Raw genomic sequence first — 15,780 nt, forward strand, 5'->3', positions numbered from 1 at the left:
CTCATGCTGTTAAATGCGTTGGCGGGTCTTGGACACCGTGGCCTAAAAACCATCAGTACGTTCGGGCGTGCCGGATTAATGTTGTTCAACGCGCTGGTCGGCAAACCGGAGTTCCGCAAGCATGCGCCGTTACTGGTGCGGCAGCTTTATAACGTCGGCGTGCTGTCGATGCTTATCATCATCGTGTCGGGTCTGTTTATTGGCATGGTGCTGGGGTTGCAGGGGTATCTGGTGCTGACAACCTACAGCGCGGAAACCAGCCTTGGCATGCTGGTGGCGCTCTCGCTGCTGCGTGAACTCGGGCCGGTGGTTGCCGCGCTGCTGTTCGCCGGGCGTGCAGGGTCAGCGTTGACGGCGGAAATTGGCCTGATGCGCGCCACCGAGCAGCTCTCCAGTATGGAGATGATGGCGGTCGATCCGCTGCGCCGGGTGATCTCGCCGCGCTTCTGGGCCGGGGTTATCTCCTTGCCGTTACTGACTATCCTCTTTGTGGCGGTAGGTATCTGGGGAGGCGCGCTGGTTGGCGTTAACTGGAAAGGCATTGATGCCGGATTCTTCTGGTCTGCCATGCAGGACGCCATCGATCTGCGGATGGATCTGGTGAACTGTCTGATCAAGAGCGTGGTTTTCGCTGTGACGGTTACCTGGATTGCGTTGTTTAATGGTTACGATGCCATTCCGACGTCGGCGGGCATTAGCCGTGCAACGACGCGTACTGTCGTACATTCGTCGCTGGCCGTTTTAGGTCTGGATTTTGTGCTCACCGCACTGATGTTTGGGAATTGAGTTCATGCAAACGAGAAAAAATGAAATTTGGGTTGGCGTGTTTCTGCTTCTGGCGCTGCTGGCCGCGCTGTTCATCTGCCTGCGAGCGGCGGACATCACCTCTGTTCGCGCCGAGCCGACGTATCGTGTCTACGCGACTTTCGATAACATCGGCGGCCTGAAAGCGCGCTCACCGGTGCGTATTGGTGGCGTCGTTATCGGACGTGTCGCTGACATTACGCTTGATGAGAAAACCTATCTGCCGCGCGTCGCGATGGATATCGAAGAGCGCTATAACCACATTCCGGACACCAGCTCGCTTTCTATCCGCACCTCTGGCCTGCTGGGGGAGCAATATCTGGCCCTTAACGTTGGTTTTGAAGATCCTGAGCTGGGAACGACTATCCTTAAAGACGGTAGCGTAATCCAGGATACCAAGTCAGCGATGGTGCTGGAAGATATGATTGGTCAGTTCCTTTACAACAGTAAAGGGGATGATAAAAAGTCTGACGATGCCCCTGCGCAGAGTGAAGACCACACCAACGTCGAACCGACGCCAGGCGCGACGAATTAATTTCAGGAGAAGTTATTCATGTTTAAACGACTGTTAATGGTTGCCATGCTGGTCATTGCCCCTCTTACCGCGGCGCACGCTGCGGATCAGAGTAACCCGTACAAACTGATGAATGAGGCCGCGAAGAAAACCTTCGACCGTCTTAAAAACGAACAGCCAAAAATCCGTTCTAACCCGGATTATCTGCGTGATGTGGTGGATCAGGAACTGCTGCCGTATGTGCAGATCAAGTATGCGGGCGCACTGGTGCTGGGCCGTTACTACAAAGACGCGACCCCGGCGCAGCGCGAGGCTTACTTTGCGGCGTTCCGTGAATACCTGAAACAGGCTTACGGCCAGGCGCTGGCGATGTACCACGGGCAGACCTATCAGATTGCCCCTGAACAGCCGCTGGGCGATGCCACTATCATTCCTATTCGCGTGACGATTATCGATCCAAACGGTCGTCCACCGGTTCGTCTGGACTTCCAGTGGCGTAAAAACAGCCAGACCGGAAACTGGCAGGCGTACGACATGATCGCTGAAGGCGTCAGCATGATCACCACTAAACAGAACGAGTGGAGCGATCTGCTGCGCACTAAAGGCATCGATGGCCTGACGGCTCAGCTTCAGTCCATCTCTCGTCAGAAAATTACCCTGGACGAGAAGAAGTAATGTCACAGCAGCTTAGCTGGGCGCGTGACGGCGAGACGTTGACGCTGACGGGAGAGCTGGATCAGGATCTGCTTAACCCGCTGTGGGACGCTCGCCATAACGCGATGCAGGGCGTGACGCTGATTGATCTCCATGGCGTTACGCGGGTAGATACCGCCGGTATCGCCCTGCTGGCGCACCTGGTGGCCACGGGCAAAAAGCAGGGGAGTGGCGTTACCCTGACGGGGGTAAGCGATAACGTGATTACCCTTGCACAGCTTTACAATTTGCCCGAAGACGTATTACCTCGCTAATTTTTTCAGTACGTTACTTCTGAAAGCCCCGACAGTTTACGCGTCGGGGCTTTTTGCTTGTTTAAGACCGCGCCACTTTGCTCTAAGATGTTGAGCTTGTTTTCACTATCAGATGATGTAGACCCCATGGAAAATAATGAAATCCAGACTGTGCTGATGAATGCACTCTCCCTTCAGGAAGCCCACGTCTCTGGCGATGGCAGTCACTTCCAGGTTATTGCTGTGGGTGAGATGTTCGACGGAATGAGTCGCGTGAAGAAACAGCAGGCTGTGTACGCGCCGCTGATGGAATACATTGCGGATAACCGCATCCACGCCCTGTCGATTAAAGCGTTCACCCCACAGGAGTGGGCACGCGATCGCAAACTAAACGGTTTTTGAGCTGAGGGCGAAACGCCCGCAGCACGGTTGAATTTATAAGAGAGCAAACGATGGATAAATTTCGTGTACAGGGACCCACGCGTCTCCAGGGCGAAGTCACAATTTCTGGCGCTAAAAACGCCGCGCTGCCCATTCTTTTCGCTGCGCTGCTCGCAGAAGAGCCGGTAGAGATCCAGAACGTACCGAAGCTGAAAGATATCGACACGACCATGAAGTTGCTCGGCCAGTTGGGCACCAAAGTGGAGCGTAACGGTTCCGTCTGGATCGATGCCAGCAACGTGAACAACTTCTCAGCGCCGTATGAGCTGGTGAAAACCATGCGTGCTTCCATCTGGGCGCTTGGTCCGCTGGTGGCGCGTTTCGGTCAGGGACAGGTTTCACTGCCGGGCGGATGCGCTATCGGCGCGCGTCCCGTTGACCTGCATATCTTCGGCCTGGAAAAACTCGGCGCGGAGATCAAGCTGGAAGAGGGTTACGTTAAAGCGTCCGTCAATGGTCGTCTGAAAGGCGCGCACATTGTCATGGACAAAGTGAGCGTGGGCGCAACGGTCACCATCATGTCGGCTGCTACGCTGGCAGACGGCACTACCATCATCGAAAACGCCGCCCGTGAGCCGGAGATCGTGGATACCGCGAACTTCCTGGTCGCGCTGGGGGCGAAGATCAGCGGGCAGGGCACAGACCGTATCACCATCGAAGGCGTTGAACGTCTGGGTGGTGGTGTGTATCGCGTACTGCCAGATCGTATCGAAACCGGTACCTTCCTGGTGGCCGCGGCCATTTCTGGCGGTAAGATTGTCTGCCGTAACGCCCAGCCGGATACCCTGGATGCGGTGCTGGCGAAACTGCGCGATGCGGGTGCGGATATCGAAATCGGTGAAGACTGGATCAGCCTCGATATGCACGGGCAGCGTCCTAAAGCCGTTAACGTGCGTACTGCGCCACATCCGGCATTCCCGACGGATATGCAGGCACAGTTCACGCTGTTGAACCTGGTGGCCGAAGGCACGGGCTTCATCACGGAAACTATCTTCGAAAACCGTTTCATGCACGTACCGGAACTGATCCGTATGGGTGCGCATGCTGAGATTGAAAGCAACACGGTAATTTGCCACGGCGTTGAAAAACTGTCCGGTGCGCAGGTGATGGCGACCGATCTGCGCGCGTCTGCGAGCCTCGTATTGGCAGGTTGTATTGCGGAAGGGACTACCGTTGTCGATCGTATCTACCACATCGATCGTGGATACGAGCGTATTGAGGACAAACTGCGCGCGCTGGGTGCAAATATCGAGCGTGTGAAGGGCGAGTAATCGTTCCGGCACCCCCCTGCCATAACAGGCCGGGGGATTGCTGTTCCTGTCAATCCTGGTGCATCAGTCCTGATGTGCTTTCTTCGTTTTGCCCTGGCGCATCATGCGCGTTCTGTCGATAAATTCATGGGTAATAGGATCGTGGTAGCGTGACGGCCATATCACCCACGGATGCGTATCCAGCGCCGTCGCGATAATCAGTTCCCCCTTCGGCCATGGGCGGGTCAGGGCGTTTGCCAGCGTCGACGAGCTTAGCCCATGACGACGTGATTCGGCAGCCAGCGATGTTCCTTTTTTACGCAGTGCCGCAATAATGTCAGCAGAATGCCAGTCGATGAATTTTGTATCCATAATGCTGTCCTTGTGTTCGTTATCGTCCACGTCGTTTCGTGTGAAAAGACAGCATTACTATACTCACTTCGAACATGTGTTCTAAAAAGTTCATGTTACGAGAAGCAATATTCAGAATAAGGCACGGCTTTATACATGCGGCCTGTAACCCGATGGGCTTACGCGGAAATGTAATTTATTGGTGTGTACTGGAATCTCCCTGCGTGGGCGCAGGGAGATGAGGAGGGGATTATCGATCGCGCTGGACGGCGATGTGCGCGAGGCCGATTAGCGCATCACGCCATGGGCTGTCGGGAATGACCTGAATGGCGGCGATGGCTTTGTCCGCTTCTTCTTCAGCGCGCTGACGCGTCCATTCCAGGGAGCCGCAGATAGCCATTGTTTCCAGTACCGGTTCCAGAAGATGGCGTCCATTTCCCTGCTCGATAGCCTCCCGGATCATTTTCGCCTGCTCTGGTGTGCCATTGCGCATCGCGTGGAGCAGCGGCAGCGTTGGCTTGCCTTCGTTCAGGTCATCGCCGACGTTTTTACCGAGCGTTTCGCCATCCGCGCTGTAGTCCAGCAAATCATCAATCAGCTGGAACGCGGTGCCGAGATAACGGCCATAGTCCTGAAGGCCCTTTTCCTGAGCTTCGCTACAGCCTGCCAGAATGCCGGAGCATTGCGCGGCGGCTTCGAACAGACGTGCGGTCTTGCTGTAAATCACCCGCATATAGTTTTCTTCGGTGATGTCCGGGTCGTTGACGTTCATCAGCTGTAGGACTTCACCTTCAGCGATAACGTTCACGGCTTCTGACATCACTTCCAGCACCTTCAGCGAGCCAAGGCTGGTCATCATCTGGAAGGCGCGGGTATAGATAAAATCGCCTACCAGAACGCTTGCCGCATTACCAAACGCGGCGTTGGCGGTGGCTTTTCCACGACGCATGTCTGATTCATCCACAACATCGTCGTGAAGCAGGGTGGCGGTGTGGATAAATTCGATCAGCGCCGCGATCGTGACGTGGGCATTTCCCTGATAGCCAACCGCGCGTGCGGCCAGAATGGCAATCATCGGACGAATACGTTTACCGCCGCCGCTGACGATGTAATAGCCCAACTGATTGATCAGCTGAACGTCAGAGTTGAGTTGCTCCAGGATTGCTGCATTCACACCCGCCATATCTTGCGCGGTTAACTCATTGATTTTTTCTAAATTCATCGCAAAAGCCGGGCTTTTTATCCTGTTTATCCCACACGAGATGGGTACACAAAGGGTTTCGGTTTATAAATAGTATTGCTGATTGTACTGAAAAAACGGCTCAGATAAACGTTACCGTACGTGTTGTGTTTTTTTTCTTCATGTATTGATGGTAGCACTTGTCAAAGGCTCGCGTTTTGCGTAATATTCGCGCCCTATTGTGAATATTTATAGCGCACTCTGAATCATACGAGGATGTGCGCGGAAGCGGAGTTTATATGTACGCGGTTTTCCAAAGTGGTGGTAAACAACACCGAGTAAGCGAAGGTCAGACCGTTCGCCTGGAAAAGCTGGACATCGCAACTGGCGAATCTGTTGAGTTCGCTGAAGTTCTGATGATCGCAAACGGTGAAGAAGTCAAAATCGGCGTTCCTTTCGTTGATGGCGGCGTTATCAAAGCTGAAGTTGTTGCTCACGGTCGTGGCGAGAAAGTTAAAATCGTTAAGTTTCGTCGTCGTAAACACTATCGTAAGCAGCAGGGCCACCGTCAGTGGTTCACTGATGTGAAAATTACTGGCATCAGCGCCTAAGACCTGAGGAGAGATTTAAATGGCACATAAAAAGGCTGGCGGCTCCACACGTAACGGTCGCGATTCAGAAGCTAAACGCCTGGGCGTTAAGCGTTTCGGTGGCGAATCCGTTCTGGCGGGTAGCATCATCGTTCGTCAGCGTGGCACCAAGTTCCACGCGGGTACCAACGTAGGTTGCGGTCGTGACCACACTCTGTTTGCTAAAGCAGACGGTAAAGTGAAATTTGAAGTTAAAGGCCCGAACAACCGTAAATACATCAGCATCGTTGCTGAGTAAGGTTTTCTCGGTCCGGTAACGGATTAAAGCCCCGCAACGTGTTGCGGGGCTTTTTACATTGGAAACCCGGAAAATTTTCTGTAGGGAAAACGGGCATGAAGCAGCAGGCCGGCATGGGTATTCTTTTGGCGCTCACTACCGCAATGTGCTGGGGTGCGCTGCCAATTGCAATGAAGCAGGTACTGGAAGTCATGGAGCCACCGACGGTGGTGTTTTATCGCTTCCTGATGGCAAGCATAGGCCTGGGCGCCATTCTGGCCGTCAAAGGTAAGCTGCCACCGCTGCGCATCTTCCGAAAACCGCGTTGGCTGGTGTTACTGGCTATCGCGACGGGCGGTCTGTTCGGTAACTTCATTCTGTTCAGCTCTTCCCTGCAATATCTTAGCCCTACAGCGTCGCAGGTGATTGGTCAGCTTTCACCGGTCGGCATGATGGTCGCCAGCGTATTCATCCTCAAGGAGAAGATGCGCGGCACGCAGATCATCGGGGCAAGCATGCTGCTTTGCGGGCTGGTGATGTTCTTTAATACCAGCCTGATTGAGATTTTTACCCGCCTGACGGATTACACCTGGGGTGTCATTTTTGGGGTGGGTGCAGCAACGGTCTGGGTGAGTTATGGCGTCGCGCAAAAGGTGTTATTGCGCCGTCTTGCCTCACAGCAGATCCTCTTTTTGCTGTACACTTTGTGTACACTGGCATTATTGCCTTTAGCGAAGCCGGGTGTAATTACCCAGCTCAGCGACTGGCAACTGGCGTGCCTCATTTTTTGTGGGCTGAATACGCTGGTCGGTTATGGCGCTCTGGCTGAAGCCATGGCGCGCTGGCAGGCAGCACAGGTGAGCGCCTTAATCACGCTTACCCCGCTGTTTACGCTGTTATTTTCAGATTTGTTATCAATGGCCTGGCCCGATGTCTTCGTCAAGCCGATGCTCAACCTGTTGGGTTATCTCGGTGCGTTTGTCGTGGTTGCGGGCGCGATGTATTCCGCCATTGGTCATCGTCTTTGGGGGCGTTGGCGCAAAAATGAAGCGGTTGTAATAGTCCCCCGCTCAGGCGAATGAGTTACGGAGAGTAAAATGAAGTTTGTTGATGAAGCGACGATTCTGGTCGTGGCAGGTGATGGCGGTAACGGTTGTGTAAGCTTCCGCCGTGAAAAATATATTCCTCGTGGCGGTCCTGACGGCGGTGACGGTGGGGACGGTGGCGACGTGTGGCTGGAGGCGGATGAAAACCTCAACACGCTGATCGACTACCGTTTCGAAAAATCTTTCCGCGCCGAGCGTGGCCAGAACGGCCAGAGCCGCGACTGTACCGGTAAACGCGGTAAAGACGTGACGATCAAAGTGCCGGTGGGTACGCGTGTCATCGATCAGGGCACGGGCGAAACCATGGGTGATATGACCAAACACGGTCAGCGCCTGATGGTGGCGAAAGGCGGCTGGCATGGTCTGGGTAACAGCCGTTTCAAATCTTCCGTTAACCGTACCCCGCGTCAGAAAACCATGGGTACCCCGGGTGATAAGCGCGACCTGCAACTGGAACTGATGCTGCTGGCGGATGTGGGGATGCTGGGTATGCCAAACGCCGGTAAATCGACGTTTATCCGTGCGGTCTCTGCGGCGAAACCCAAAGTAGCGGATTATCCGTTTACGACGCTGGTGCCGAGCCTGGGCGTTGTCCGTATGGATAACGAGAAGAGCTTTGTGGTCGCTGACATCCCGGGTCTGATTGAAGGGGCAGCAGAAGGCGCCGGTCTGGGTATTCGCTTCCTGAAGCACCTTGAGCGTTGTCGCGTACTGTTGCACCTCATCGACATCGATCCAATCGACGGTTCCGATCCGGTTGAAAACGCCCGTATTATTATCGGCGAGCTGGAGAAATACAGTGAAAAACTGGCGCAAAAACCGCGCTGGCTGGTATTTAACAAGATCGACCTGATGGATAAAGCGGAAGCTGAAGCGAAAGCTAAAGCGATTGCCGACGCGATGGGTTGGGAAGATAAGTACTATCTGATCTCTGCCGCCAGCCAGGTTGGCGTGAAAGATCTCTGCTGGGATGTGATGACCTTTATCATCGAGAATCCGGTTGTTCAGGCAGAAGAGGCGAAACAGCCTGAAAAAGTCGAATTCATGTGGGATGACTACCACCGCCAGCAGCTCGAAGAGCTGGAAGCGGAAGAAGATGATGAAGACTGGGACGATGACTGGGATGAAGACGACGAAGAAGGCGTCGAGTTCATCTACAAGCACTAACCCCTGTATAAAGCCCCTTAACGGGGCTTTTTTTTATCCTATTTTCGCCGGTAACCAACAGCTGGCGATGAGGCCGCCCTCAGCGCCGTTCTCCAGCGTTAAATGGCCATGATGGAGCTGTACGATACGCTGTACGATGCTCAGCCCAAGGCCGCTGCCGCCGTAGCGCTGGTCGAGACGTCGGAAAGGTTCGGTGATCGACTGGCGGTGCGCCTCATCAATACCCGGCCCCTGATCGGTAACGCTCACCCGGGTACCGCCCTCCGTCGCTGTTAATGCCACTTCAATGGTTGTGCCTGCCGGGCTGTAGCGGGCGGCATTCTCCAGAAGGTTCCTTAGCATCAGACGTAACAGGACGGCGTCCCCCTGTACCGTCAGCGCGCTGTGGGCCGGCCATATTACCGTATGCTCTTTGGCTTCATGCTCCAGGCTGAGCGGAGCAATGATCGTTTCCGTCCAGTTCACGGTATCGTAATGGCCGCTGGCCATCGCCTGCCCGGCACGCGCCAGCATCAGCAGCTGTTCCACCGTGTGCATCAACTGATCGATACGGCTTATCAGTGGCGTGGCCTGCGGGGAACCGGACTGAGCCATCAGTTCCAGATGGAGCCTAATCCCCGCAAGCGGCGTACGTAACTCGTGTGCCGCATCGGCGGTAAACAGGCGTTCCTGTTGAATAGTGTGGTCCAGCCGGGCGAGGAGTTGATTGAGCGACGTGGTCACAGCGCCTATCTCTTCCATATCGGAATACATCGGCAGGGGAGTCAGATTATCCGCCGAACGGTTCGCAAGGCTGGCGCGAAGTTTGTTGAGTGGTCGGGTGATCCAGGTGACGGCCCAAAATGAGAAGAGCAGGGTAAAACCGACCATCACCAGAGAAGGGACCAGCAGGGAGGCAATGGCTTCGCGGATCTCTTTTTCGACATGGTTGTTGCGCGCTTTGGCGGACAACGTTTCGTTCACCAGAAAACCGATCTGCTCGCGGCTCTCATGCCACAGCCAGACAACGCTAATGAGTTGAAAAAATAGCAGAATAACCGCCAGCAACACCATTAATCGCCGGCGCATACTGTTCATTTCTGGCTCTCCAGACGGTAACCCACGCCGCGTACGGTTTTGATGCGATCTTTACCGAGCTTGCGCCGCAGATTATGAATGTGAACTTCAAGCGTGTTTGATCCTGGATCGTCCTGCCAGGAGTAGATGTCCTGTTGCAGCGTTTCACGGTGCACGGTCTGCCCGCTGCGCATGATCAGGCGCGTCAGCAGAGCGAACTCTTTTGGCGTCACTTCCACAGGCTGAGACTGGCGCAGCACCTGCTGAGTTTGCAGATTGAGGGTGATATCTCCGTCCGTCAGCAGGTTGTCGCTGTGGCCCTGATAGCGGCGGATCAACGCCCGTACGCGAGCCTGTAGCTCGGCAAGGGCGAAGGGTTTTACCAGATAATCGTCAGCGCCAGAATCCAGCCCGTTAATTCTGTCTTCAATGGCATCGCGGGCGGTGAGAATCAAGACGGGATTCTCAACCCCGCGACGACGCCACTGGCAGAGCAGCGTCGCGCCGTCTTTATCCGGCAGCCCTAAATCCAGGATCACGAGGCTGTATTCACCGCTCTGGATCAGGGCATCTGCTTCAGCGGCCGTGGTGGCACAATCCAGGGCGTAGCCTTCATTCCCCAGCGCCAGCGCTAACCCTTCCTGCAATAACAGATCGTCTTCAACTATCAGTAGTTTCATCGCTAGTTATTCTGGTAGATGTCCTTATAGAGCCTGCTTTCGAAACGCACCAGTGGAATACGGCGATTGCGCTGGTCAGCCGGTTCGACGGCATAGCCGGAAAGATACTGCACAAATGCCATGCGTTGTCCGCTGGCGGTAGTGATAAAACCGGCAAGGTTGTAAACGCCTTGCAGGGAACCCGTTTTGGCTGACACTTTGCCATCCACGCCCGCAGCGTGAAGGCCCGCGCGGTACTGAAGAGAGCCGTCGTGTCCGGCAAGCGGCAGCATCGTAATAAAGTTTAGCTCAGCGTCATGCTGAGCAATGTACTGCAACACCTGCATCATGGTGGCCGGCGAGATCAGGTTATGACGCGATAAACCGGAACCATCAACGGCGATGGTGTTGCCCAGATCGATACCCGCCTGCTGGCGCAGGATCTGACGTACGGCATCAGAACCGGCCCGCCAGGTGCCCGGCACACCAAATCGCGCGTGCCCAATCATGCGGAACACCGTGTCGGCAATCATGTTATCCGACTTTTTCAGCATAATCTTAAGCAAATCATGCAGTGGCGCGGACTGTTTGCTGGCAATCACCGTGCCTGGCTCATTTACCTGCGTCTGGCGCAGCAGCGTTCCAGTGTAGGTTATGCCCGCCTGCTTCAGTTCATCTTTAAAAATGGCACCGGCATAGCCAGCGCCATCCTGAATGGCAAAGGCCAGCGGGAGGGGGTCGGCCCGCTGGGTCAGGCAGCCGGTGAGCGTATAGCGATTGAGATCGCCTGGTACCACGTCCAGCTCGCAATACTGCGCCTCCGGAGAGCCTTTCGCCAGCGTCCGCACCTGGCTGAACATCGTGACCGGGTAGTATGAGGCCACGCGGATAAAAGCTAAGTCATTTGGTTTTGGCGCGCTGTAAAGCGATACGGAGAAGCAGTTACGGTCAACGATGGCGGCGGCTGGCGGGGCGCTAAAGCACTGCGTCATGTCGTTCCACGGCCAGCCAGGCGCTTTATCGTGGCTGGCGAAAATGGAGGTGTCGATCAGCACGTTGCCATCAATTTTTGTTACGCCGGATTTTTTCAGTACCGCCACCATATTGCGGACATCCTGGCGCTTAAAGGTGGGATCGCCACCAAAACGGGCGATAAGATCGCCTTTCAGTTCGCCACCCTCAACGTTACCTCTGGTTTCAAGGGTGGTAGTAAAACGGAAGTCGGGCCCGAGCTGGAGCAGGGCGGCGAGGGCAGTGATCACCTTCTGGGTACTGGCAGGCAGCGCCATCTGTTGACTGTGATAGTCAATCTCGGGAGCCTGCGCGCCAACCTTCTGCACCATCAGGGCAAGGTTCGCGCCGGCGGGCAGTTGATTAATGTACTCATCAACATTCGCGGCCTGAACGGTGAACGTTATACTGGTAGTCAATCCGATGATAAAACTGGAAAATCGCATAATCTCGCGCTAACAACCCGAAAACAAACCGTCATACTACGGTGCATGGCACTGTAAAGTAAACGATGACCCATAGTGAACTTCGCGGTAAAATGCGTATCAAATTGAAAAATTGCTGCTGACCTGGGGCGTTGCTCCCGGGTCGGTTTTCTTTTTGCTTCTGGCCTGTTCAGGTGGGCTGGAGCAGGGAACACTGCTCCCAACAGGAATGTTTAAGAGGTATAACAAATGCAAGCTATTCCGATGACCTTACGTGGTGCCGAAAAACTGCGCGAAGAGCTGGATTTTCTCAAATCCGTGCGTCGCCCTGAAATCATCGCCGCTATCGCGGAAGCGCGTGAGCATGGCGACCTGAAAGAGAATGCTGAATACCACGCGGCGCGTGAGCAGCAGGGTTTCTGTGAGGGGCGCATTAAAGATATCGAGGCGAAACTGTCTAACGCGCAGGTTATCGATATCACCAAAATGCCAAATAATGGCCGTGTGATCTTCGGCTCTACCGTCAGCGTCCTGAATCTGGACAACGACGAAGAGCAGACCTATCGCATCGTGGGTGATGATGAAGCGGACTTCAAACAGAACCTGATTTCGGTGAACTCGCCGATTGCTCGTGGCCTGATTGGCAAAGAGCAGGACGATGTGGTCACCATCCGCACCCCTGGTGGTGAAGTGGAATACGAAATTATTAAGGTTGAATACCTGTAATTCGCTTCTCTACTAAGATGTTGATACATTGTAAAGAAAAGAAAAAGGCCGCATAGCGGCCTTTTATCAACTCAAGGAGCATGGCATTTTGCTCGCCTGCTGAAAGAAATCCCTCGTTTCACACAGAAAATGTGTTCGATTCAGGATATCCTTAACGTGGCAGCGAGATTTTGCGCTCTTTTGATGGGCGATAGAGCACCAGCGTTTTACCGATGACCTGTACATTACAGGCGCCGGTTTCGCGCACGATGGCTTCCACGATCAGGTTTTTAGTGTCTCTGTCTTCAGAGGCGATTTTCACCTTGATCAGCTCGTGGTGTTCCAGCGCTTGTTCAATCTCGGCAAGCACCCCTTCGGTCAAACCATTGTTGCCAAGCATCACTACAGGCTTGAGCGGATGTGCCAGACCTTTAAGGTGCTGTTTTTGTTTAGTACTCAGATTCATCGTATATTTTTGCTTACGTTGGGATTGAAAACGGTTCATTCTACCGCCATCTCCCTAATATCGCCAAATAGCTGCGTAGAAATTTACGTCACAGGCAAGCAACGATGAACCAGGACGGAAATGTTAAATGACAGGTAAAAAGCGTTCTGCCAGCTCCAGCCGCTGGCTTCAGGAACACTTTAGCGATAAATATGTTCAACAGGCGCAGAAAAAGGGGTTGCGTTCCCGCGCCTGGTTTAAACTTGATGAAATACAGCAAAGTGACAAACTTTTTAAACCGGGAATGACGGTGGTCGACCTCGGTGCGGCACCTGGCGGATGGTCCCAGTATGCGGTTACGCAGATCGGCGGAACGGGCCGAATCATCGCATGCGATCTTTTACCAATGGATCCCATCGTCGGTGTCGACTTCCTTCAGGGCGACTTTCGTGATGAATTAGTGCTTAAAGCACTACTTGATCGTGTAGGTGACAGTAAGGTCCAGGTTGTCATGTCGGATATGGCGCCAAATATGTGTGGAACACCGGCGGTGGATATCCCCCGCGCCATGTATCTGGTGGAACTAGCGTTAGAAATGTGTCGTGATGTACTAGCGCCTGGTGGTAGTTTTGTTGTGAAGGTGTTTCAGGGCGAAGGTTTCGAGGAGTATCTTAAGGAAATTCGCTCCCTGTTTGCGAAGGTCAAAGTTCGTAAGCCGGACTCTTCCCGGGCCCGTTCCCGTGAAGTGTATATTGTAGCGACCGGGCGAAAATGATAACCGGTAGATTTCAGGCGAAAGTTTGAATGAAACTGGATATAGAGTATCCTGACGCTGTTTTTAACACAGTTGTAATATGAGGTTAATCCCTTGAGTGACATGGCGAAAAACCTAATACTCTGGCTGGTCATTGCCGTTGTGCTGATGTCAGTATTCCAGAGCTTTGGGCCCAGCGAGTCGAATGGCCGCAAGGTGGATTATTCTACCTTCCTGCAAGAGGTCAATCAGGACCAGGTTCGCGAAGCGCGTATCAACGGACGTGAGATCAACGTTACCAAGAAAGATAGTAACCGTTACACGACTTACATCCCGGTGAACGATCCTAAGCTGCTTGATAACCTTCTGACCAAAAACGTCAAAGTGGTAGGCGAGCCGCCGGAAGAACCAAGCCTGCTGGCTTCTATCTTCATTTCCTGGTTCCCGATGCTGCTTCTTATCGGCGTCTGGATCTTCTTTATGCGCCAGATGCAGGGCGGTGGTGGCAAAGGTGCCATGTCGTTCGGTAAGAGCAAGGCGCGTATGCTGACGGAAGACCAGATCAAGACCACGTTTGCTGACGTAGCAGGTTGTGACGAAGCAAAAGAAGAGGTGGGTGAACTGGTTGAATACCTGCGCGAGCCGAGCCGTTTCCAAAAACTGGGCGGTAAGATCCCGAAAGGCGTCCTGATGGTCGGCCCTCCGGGTACCGGTAAAACCCTGCTGGCAAAAGCCATCGCGGGTGAAGCGAAGGTGCCGTTCTTTACTATTTCAGGTTCTGACTTCGTTGAAATGTTCGTGGGTGTCGGTGCATCTCGTGTGCGTGACATGTTCGAGCAGGCTAAGAAGGCAGCACCGTGCATCATCTTCATCGATGAAATCGACGCCGTAGGCCGCCAGCGTGGCGCAGGCCTGGGTGGTGGTCACGATGAACGTGAGCAGACGCTGAACCAGATGCTGGTTGAGATGGACGGCTTCGAAGGTAACGAAGGTATCATCGTTATCGCGGCAACTAACCGTCCGGACGTACTCGACCCTGCGCTGCTGCGTCCAGGCCGTTTTGACCGTCAGGTTGTGGTCGGTCTGCCGGATGTTCGCGGTCGTGAACAGATTCTGAAAGTGCATATGCGACGCGTACCGCTGGCGCCAGATATCGACGCGGCAATCATTGCGCGTGGTACTCCAGGCTTCTCCGGTGCGGATCTGGCTAACCTGGTCAACGAAGCAGCACTGTTTGCCGCTCGCGGTAACAAGCGCGTGGTGTCCATGGTGGAATTCGAGAAAGCGAAAGACAAAATCATGATGGGGGCGGAACGTCGCTCCATGGTGATGACGGAAGCGCAGAAAGAGTCCACGGCATATCACGAAGCGGGCCACGCGATTATCGGTCGTCTGGTGCCGGAACACGATCCCGTACACAAGGTGACGATTATTCCGCGCGGTCGTGCGCTGGGTGTGACCTTCTTCCTGCCTGAAGGCGACGCGATCAGCGCCAGCCGTCAGAAGCTGGAAAGCCAGATTTCAACCCTGTACGGCGGTCGTCTGGCTGAAGAGATTATCTACGGTGCGGAACATGTTTCCACCGGTGCGTCGAACGATATTAAAGTGGCGACAAACCTGGCGCGTAACATGGTGACTCAGTGGGGCTTCTCCGACAAACTCGGTCCGCTGCTGTATGCAGAGGAAGAGGGCGAAGTATTCCTGGGCCGCTCTGTGGCAAAAGCGAAACATATGTCCGATGAAACGGCACGTATCATCGACCAGGAAGTGAAAGCGCTGATTGAACGTAACTACGCTCGCGCCCGTCAGATCCTGAACGACAATATGGACATCCTGCATTCGATGAAAGATGCGCTCATGAAATATGAGACCATCGATGCACCGCAGATTGACGACCTGATGGCGCGCCGCGAAGTGCGTCCGCCGGCAGGCTGGGAAGACCCAGGCGCGTCTAACAATTCTGACAACAATGGCACCCCGCGTGCGCCGCGTCCGGTCGATGAACCGCGTACGCCAAACCCGGGCAACACCATGTCAGAGCAGTTGGGCGACAAGTAAGTCACTGCTGTTGAAGCGTTTGTCTGTATCTCAAACCCTG

At 54.3% G+C, this 15,780-nt stretch carries 19 protein-coding genes; 13 read left to right on the forward strand and 6 right to left on the reverse strand.

Annotation, left to right across the window (positions count from 1 at the left end):
* Positions 1-3 precede the first annotated feature (3 nt).
* From mlaE to murA, 6 genes are all read left to right on the forward strand, one after another.
* Entirely contained in the window at positions 4-786 is a 783-nt protein-coding gene (mlaE, locus tag INF61_RS00520) for a lipid asymmetry maintenance ABC transporter permease subunit MlaE (protein ID WP_003861848.1), read from the forward strand.
* A gap of 4 nt (positions 787-790) precedes the next feature.
* Positions 791-1,339 carry an outer membrane lipid asymmetry maintenance protein MlaD gene (gene mlaD / locus INF61_RS00525; RefSeq protein WP_006812131.1) on the forward strand — a complete coding sequence of 183 codons (549 nt, stop codon included), beginning with the start codon at positions 791-793 and terminating at the stop codon, positions 1,337-1,339.
* A gap of 18 nt (positions 1,340-1,357) precedes the next feature.
* Entirely contained in the window at positions 1,358-1,993 is a 636-nt protein-coding gene (gene mlaC / locus INF61_RS00530) for a phospholipid-binding protein MlaC (protein WP_003861845.1), read from the forward strand.
* The gene (gene mlaB, locus INF61_RS00535) at positions 1,993-2,286 is read left to right on the forward strand and encodes a lipid asymmetry maintenance protein MlaB (protein WP_032649664.1); all 294 of its coding nucleotides are present in this window, start codon (positions 1,993-1,995) and stop codon (positions 2,284-2,286) included. Before mlaC ends, mlaB begins: the two co-directional genes overlap by 1 nt.
* A 126-nt stretch (positions 2,287-2,412) precedes the next feature.
* Positions 2,413-2,667 carry a BolA family iron metabolism protein IbaG gene (gene ibaG, locus INF61_RS00540; RefSeq protein WP_003861840.1) on the forward strand — a complete coding sequence of 85 codons (255 nt, stop codon included), beginning with the start codon at positions 2,413-2,415 and terminating at the stop codon, positions 2,665-2,667.
* A gap of 50 nt (positions 2,668-2,717) precedes the next feature.
* Positions 2,718-3,977, forward strand: a complete 1,260-nt coding sequence (murA, locus tag INF61_RS00545; protein ID WP_193547442.1) for a UDP-N-acetylglucosamine 1-carboxyvinyltransferase — start codon at positions 2,718-2,720, stop codon at positions 3,975-3,977.
* Positions 3,978-4,040: 63 nt separating this feature from the next.
* Here murA and sfsB read toward each other — a convergent pair whose 3' ends face one another.
* Positions 4,041-4,328, reverse strand: coding sequence for a DNA-binding transcriptional regulator SfsB (gene sfsB, locus INF61_RS00550; protein WP_020480545.1), 288 nt, complete (start codon positions 4,326-4,328; stop codon positions 4,041-4,043).
* 229 nt (positions 4,329-4,557) lie between these two features.
* Positions 4,558-5,529, reverse strand: a complete 972-nt coding sequence (ispB, locus tag INF61_RS00555) for an octaprenyl diphosphate synthase (RefSeq protein ID WP_006812126.1) — start codon at positions 5,527-5,529, stop codon at positions 4,558-4,560.
* 257 nt (positions 5,530-5,786) lie between these two features.
* On the opposite strand from ispB, the gene rplU reads away from it, so the two are divergent.
* The 4 genes from rplU (at position 5,787) to cgtA (ending at position 8,627) form a co-directional block, all read left to right on the forward strand.
* Positions 5,787-6,098, forward strand: a complete 312-nt coding sequence (gene rplU, locus INF61_RS00560) for a 50S ribosomal protein L21 (RefSeq protein WP_003025032.1) — start codon at positions 5,787-5,789, stop codon at positions 6,096-6,098.
* A 19-nt stretch (positions 6,099-6,117) separates the two neighbouring features.
* Positions 6,118-6,375: a 50S ribosomal protein L27 gene (gene rpmA / locus INF61_RS00565; protein WP_003861831.1), complete on the forward strand. Its 258-nt coding sequence runs from the start codon at positions 6,118-6,120 to the stop codon at positions 6,373-6,375.
* Positions 6,376-6,470: 95 nt separating this feature from the next.
* Positions 6,471-7,436: a DMT family transporter gene (locus tag INF61_RS00570; RefSeq protein WP_015571979.1), complete on the forward strand. Its 966-nt coding sequence runs from the start codon at positions 6,471-6,473 to the stop codon at positions 7,434-7,436.
* A gap of 15 nt (positions 7,437-7,451) precedes the next feature.
* The gene (gene cgtA, locus INF61_RS00575) at positions 7,452-8,627 is read left to right on the forward strand and encodes an Obg family GTPase CgtA (protein ID WP_006812124.1); all 1,176 of its coding nucleotides are present in this window, start codon (positions 7,452-7,454) and stop codon (positions 8,625-8,627) included.
* A gap of 33 nt (positions 8,628-8,660) precedes the next feature.
* Here cgtA and pmrB read toward each other — a convergent pair whose 3' ends face one another.
* Genes pmrB through dacB form a run of 3 tightly spaced genes read right to left on the reverse strand, consistent with a single transcriptional unit; the run spans position 8,661 to position 11,799 of the window.
* A complete protein-coding gene (pmrB, locus tag INF61_RS00580; RefSeq protein WP_017382733.1) occupies positions 8,661-9,704 on the reverse strand; it encodes a two-component system sensor histidine kinase PmrB in 1,044 nt (347 codons plus the stop codon).
* The gene (gene pmrA / locus INF61_RS00585; RefSeq protein ID WP_015571977.1) at positions 9,701-10,363 is read right to left on the reverse strand and encodes a two-component system response regulator PmrA; all 663 of its coding nucleotides are present in this window, start codon (positions 10,361-10,363) and stop codon (positions 9,701-9,703) included. The genes pmrB and pmrA overlap by 4 nt, the downstream gene beginning before the upstream one ends.
* Positions 10,364-10,365: 2 nt before the next feature.
* The gene (gene dacB, locus INF61_RS00590) at positions 10,366-11,799 is read right to left on the reverse strand and encodes a serine-type D-Ala-D-Ala carboxypeptidase (protein WP_003861817.1); all 1,434 of its coding nucleotides are present in this window, start codon (positions 11,797-11,799) and stop codon (positions 10,366-10,368) included.
* A 228-nt stretch (positions 11,800-12,027) separates the two neighbouring features.
* Between dacB and greA the strand changes: the two genes are divergently transcribed.
* Complete coding sequence (greA, locus tag INF61_RS00595) at positions 12,028-12,504, forward strand: transcription elongation factor GreA (protein ID WP_006812122.1); 477 nt, start codon at positions 12,028-12,030, stop codon at positions 12,502-12,504.
* A 151-nt stretch (positions 12,505-12,655) separates the two neighbouring features.
* On the opposite strand, the gene yhbY is transcribed toward greA, so the two are convergent.
* The gene (gene yhbY, locus INF61_RS00600; protein ID WP_003861814.1) at positions 12,656-12,949 is read right to left on the reverse strand and encodes a ribosome assembly RNA-binding protein YhbY; all 294 of its coding nucleotides are present in this window, start codon (positions 12,947-12,949) and stop codon (positions 12,656-12,658) included.
* A 127-nt stretch (positions 12,950-13,076) separates the two neighbouring features.
* Here yhbY and rlmE point away from each other — a divergent pair, with 127 nt between their 5' ends.
* Positions 13,077-13,703, forward strand: coding sequence for a 23S rRNA (uridine(2552)-2'-O)-methyltransferase RlmE (gene rlmE, locus INF61_RS00605; protein WP_003861812.1), 627 nt, complete (start codon positions 13,077-13,079; stop codon positions 13,701-13,703).
* A 102-nt stretch (positions 13,704-13,805) separates the two neighbouring features.
* Positions 13,806-15,740 carry an ATP-dependent zinc metalloprotease FtsH gene (gene ftsH, locus INF61_RS00610; RefSeq protein ID WP_003861810.1) on the forward strand — a complete coding sequence of 645 codons (1,935 nt, stop codon included), beginning with the start codon at positions 13,806-13,808 and terminating at the stop codon, positions 15,738-15,740.
* Positions 15,741-15,780 lie beyond the last annotated feature (40 nt).

The sequence above is a fragment of the Enterobacter cloacae complex sp. P18RS genome, from assembly GCF_014982105.1.
GTDB lineage: Bacteria > Pseudomonadota > Gammaproteobacteria > Enterobacterales > Enterobacteriaceae > Enterobacter > Enterobacter hormaechei_C.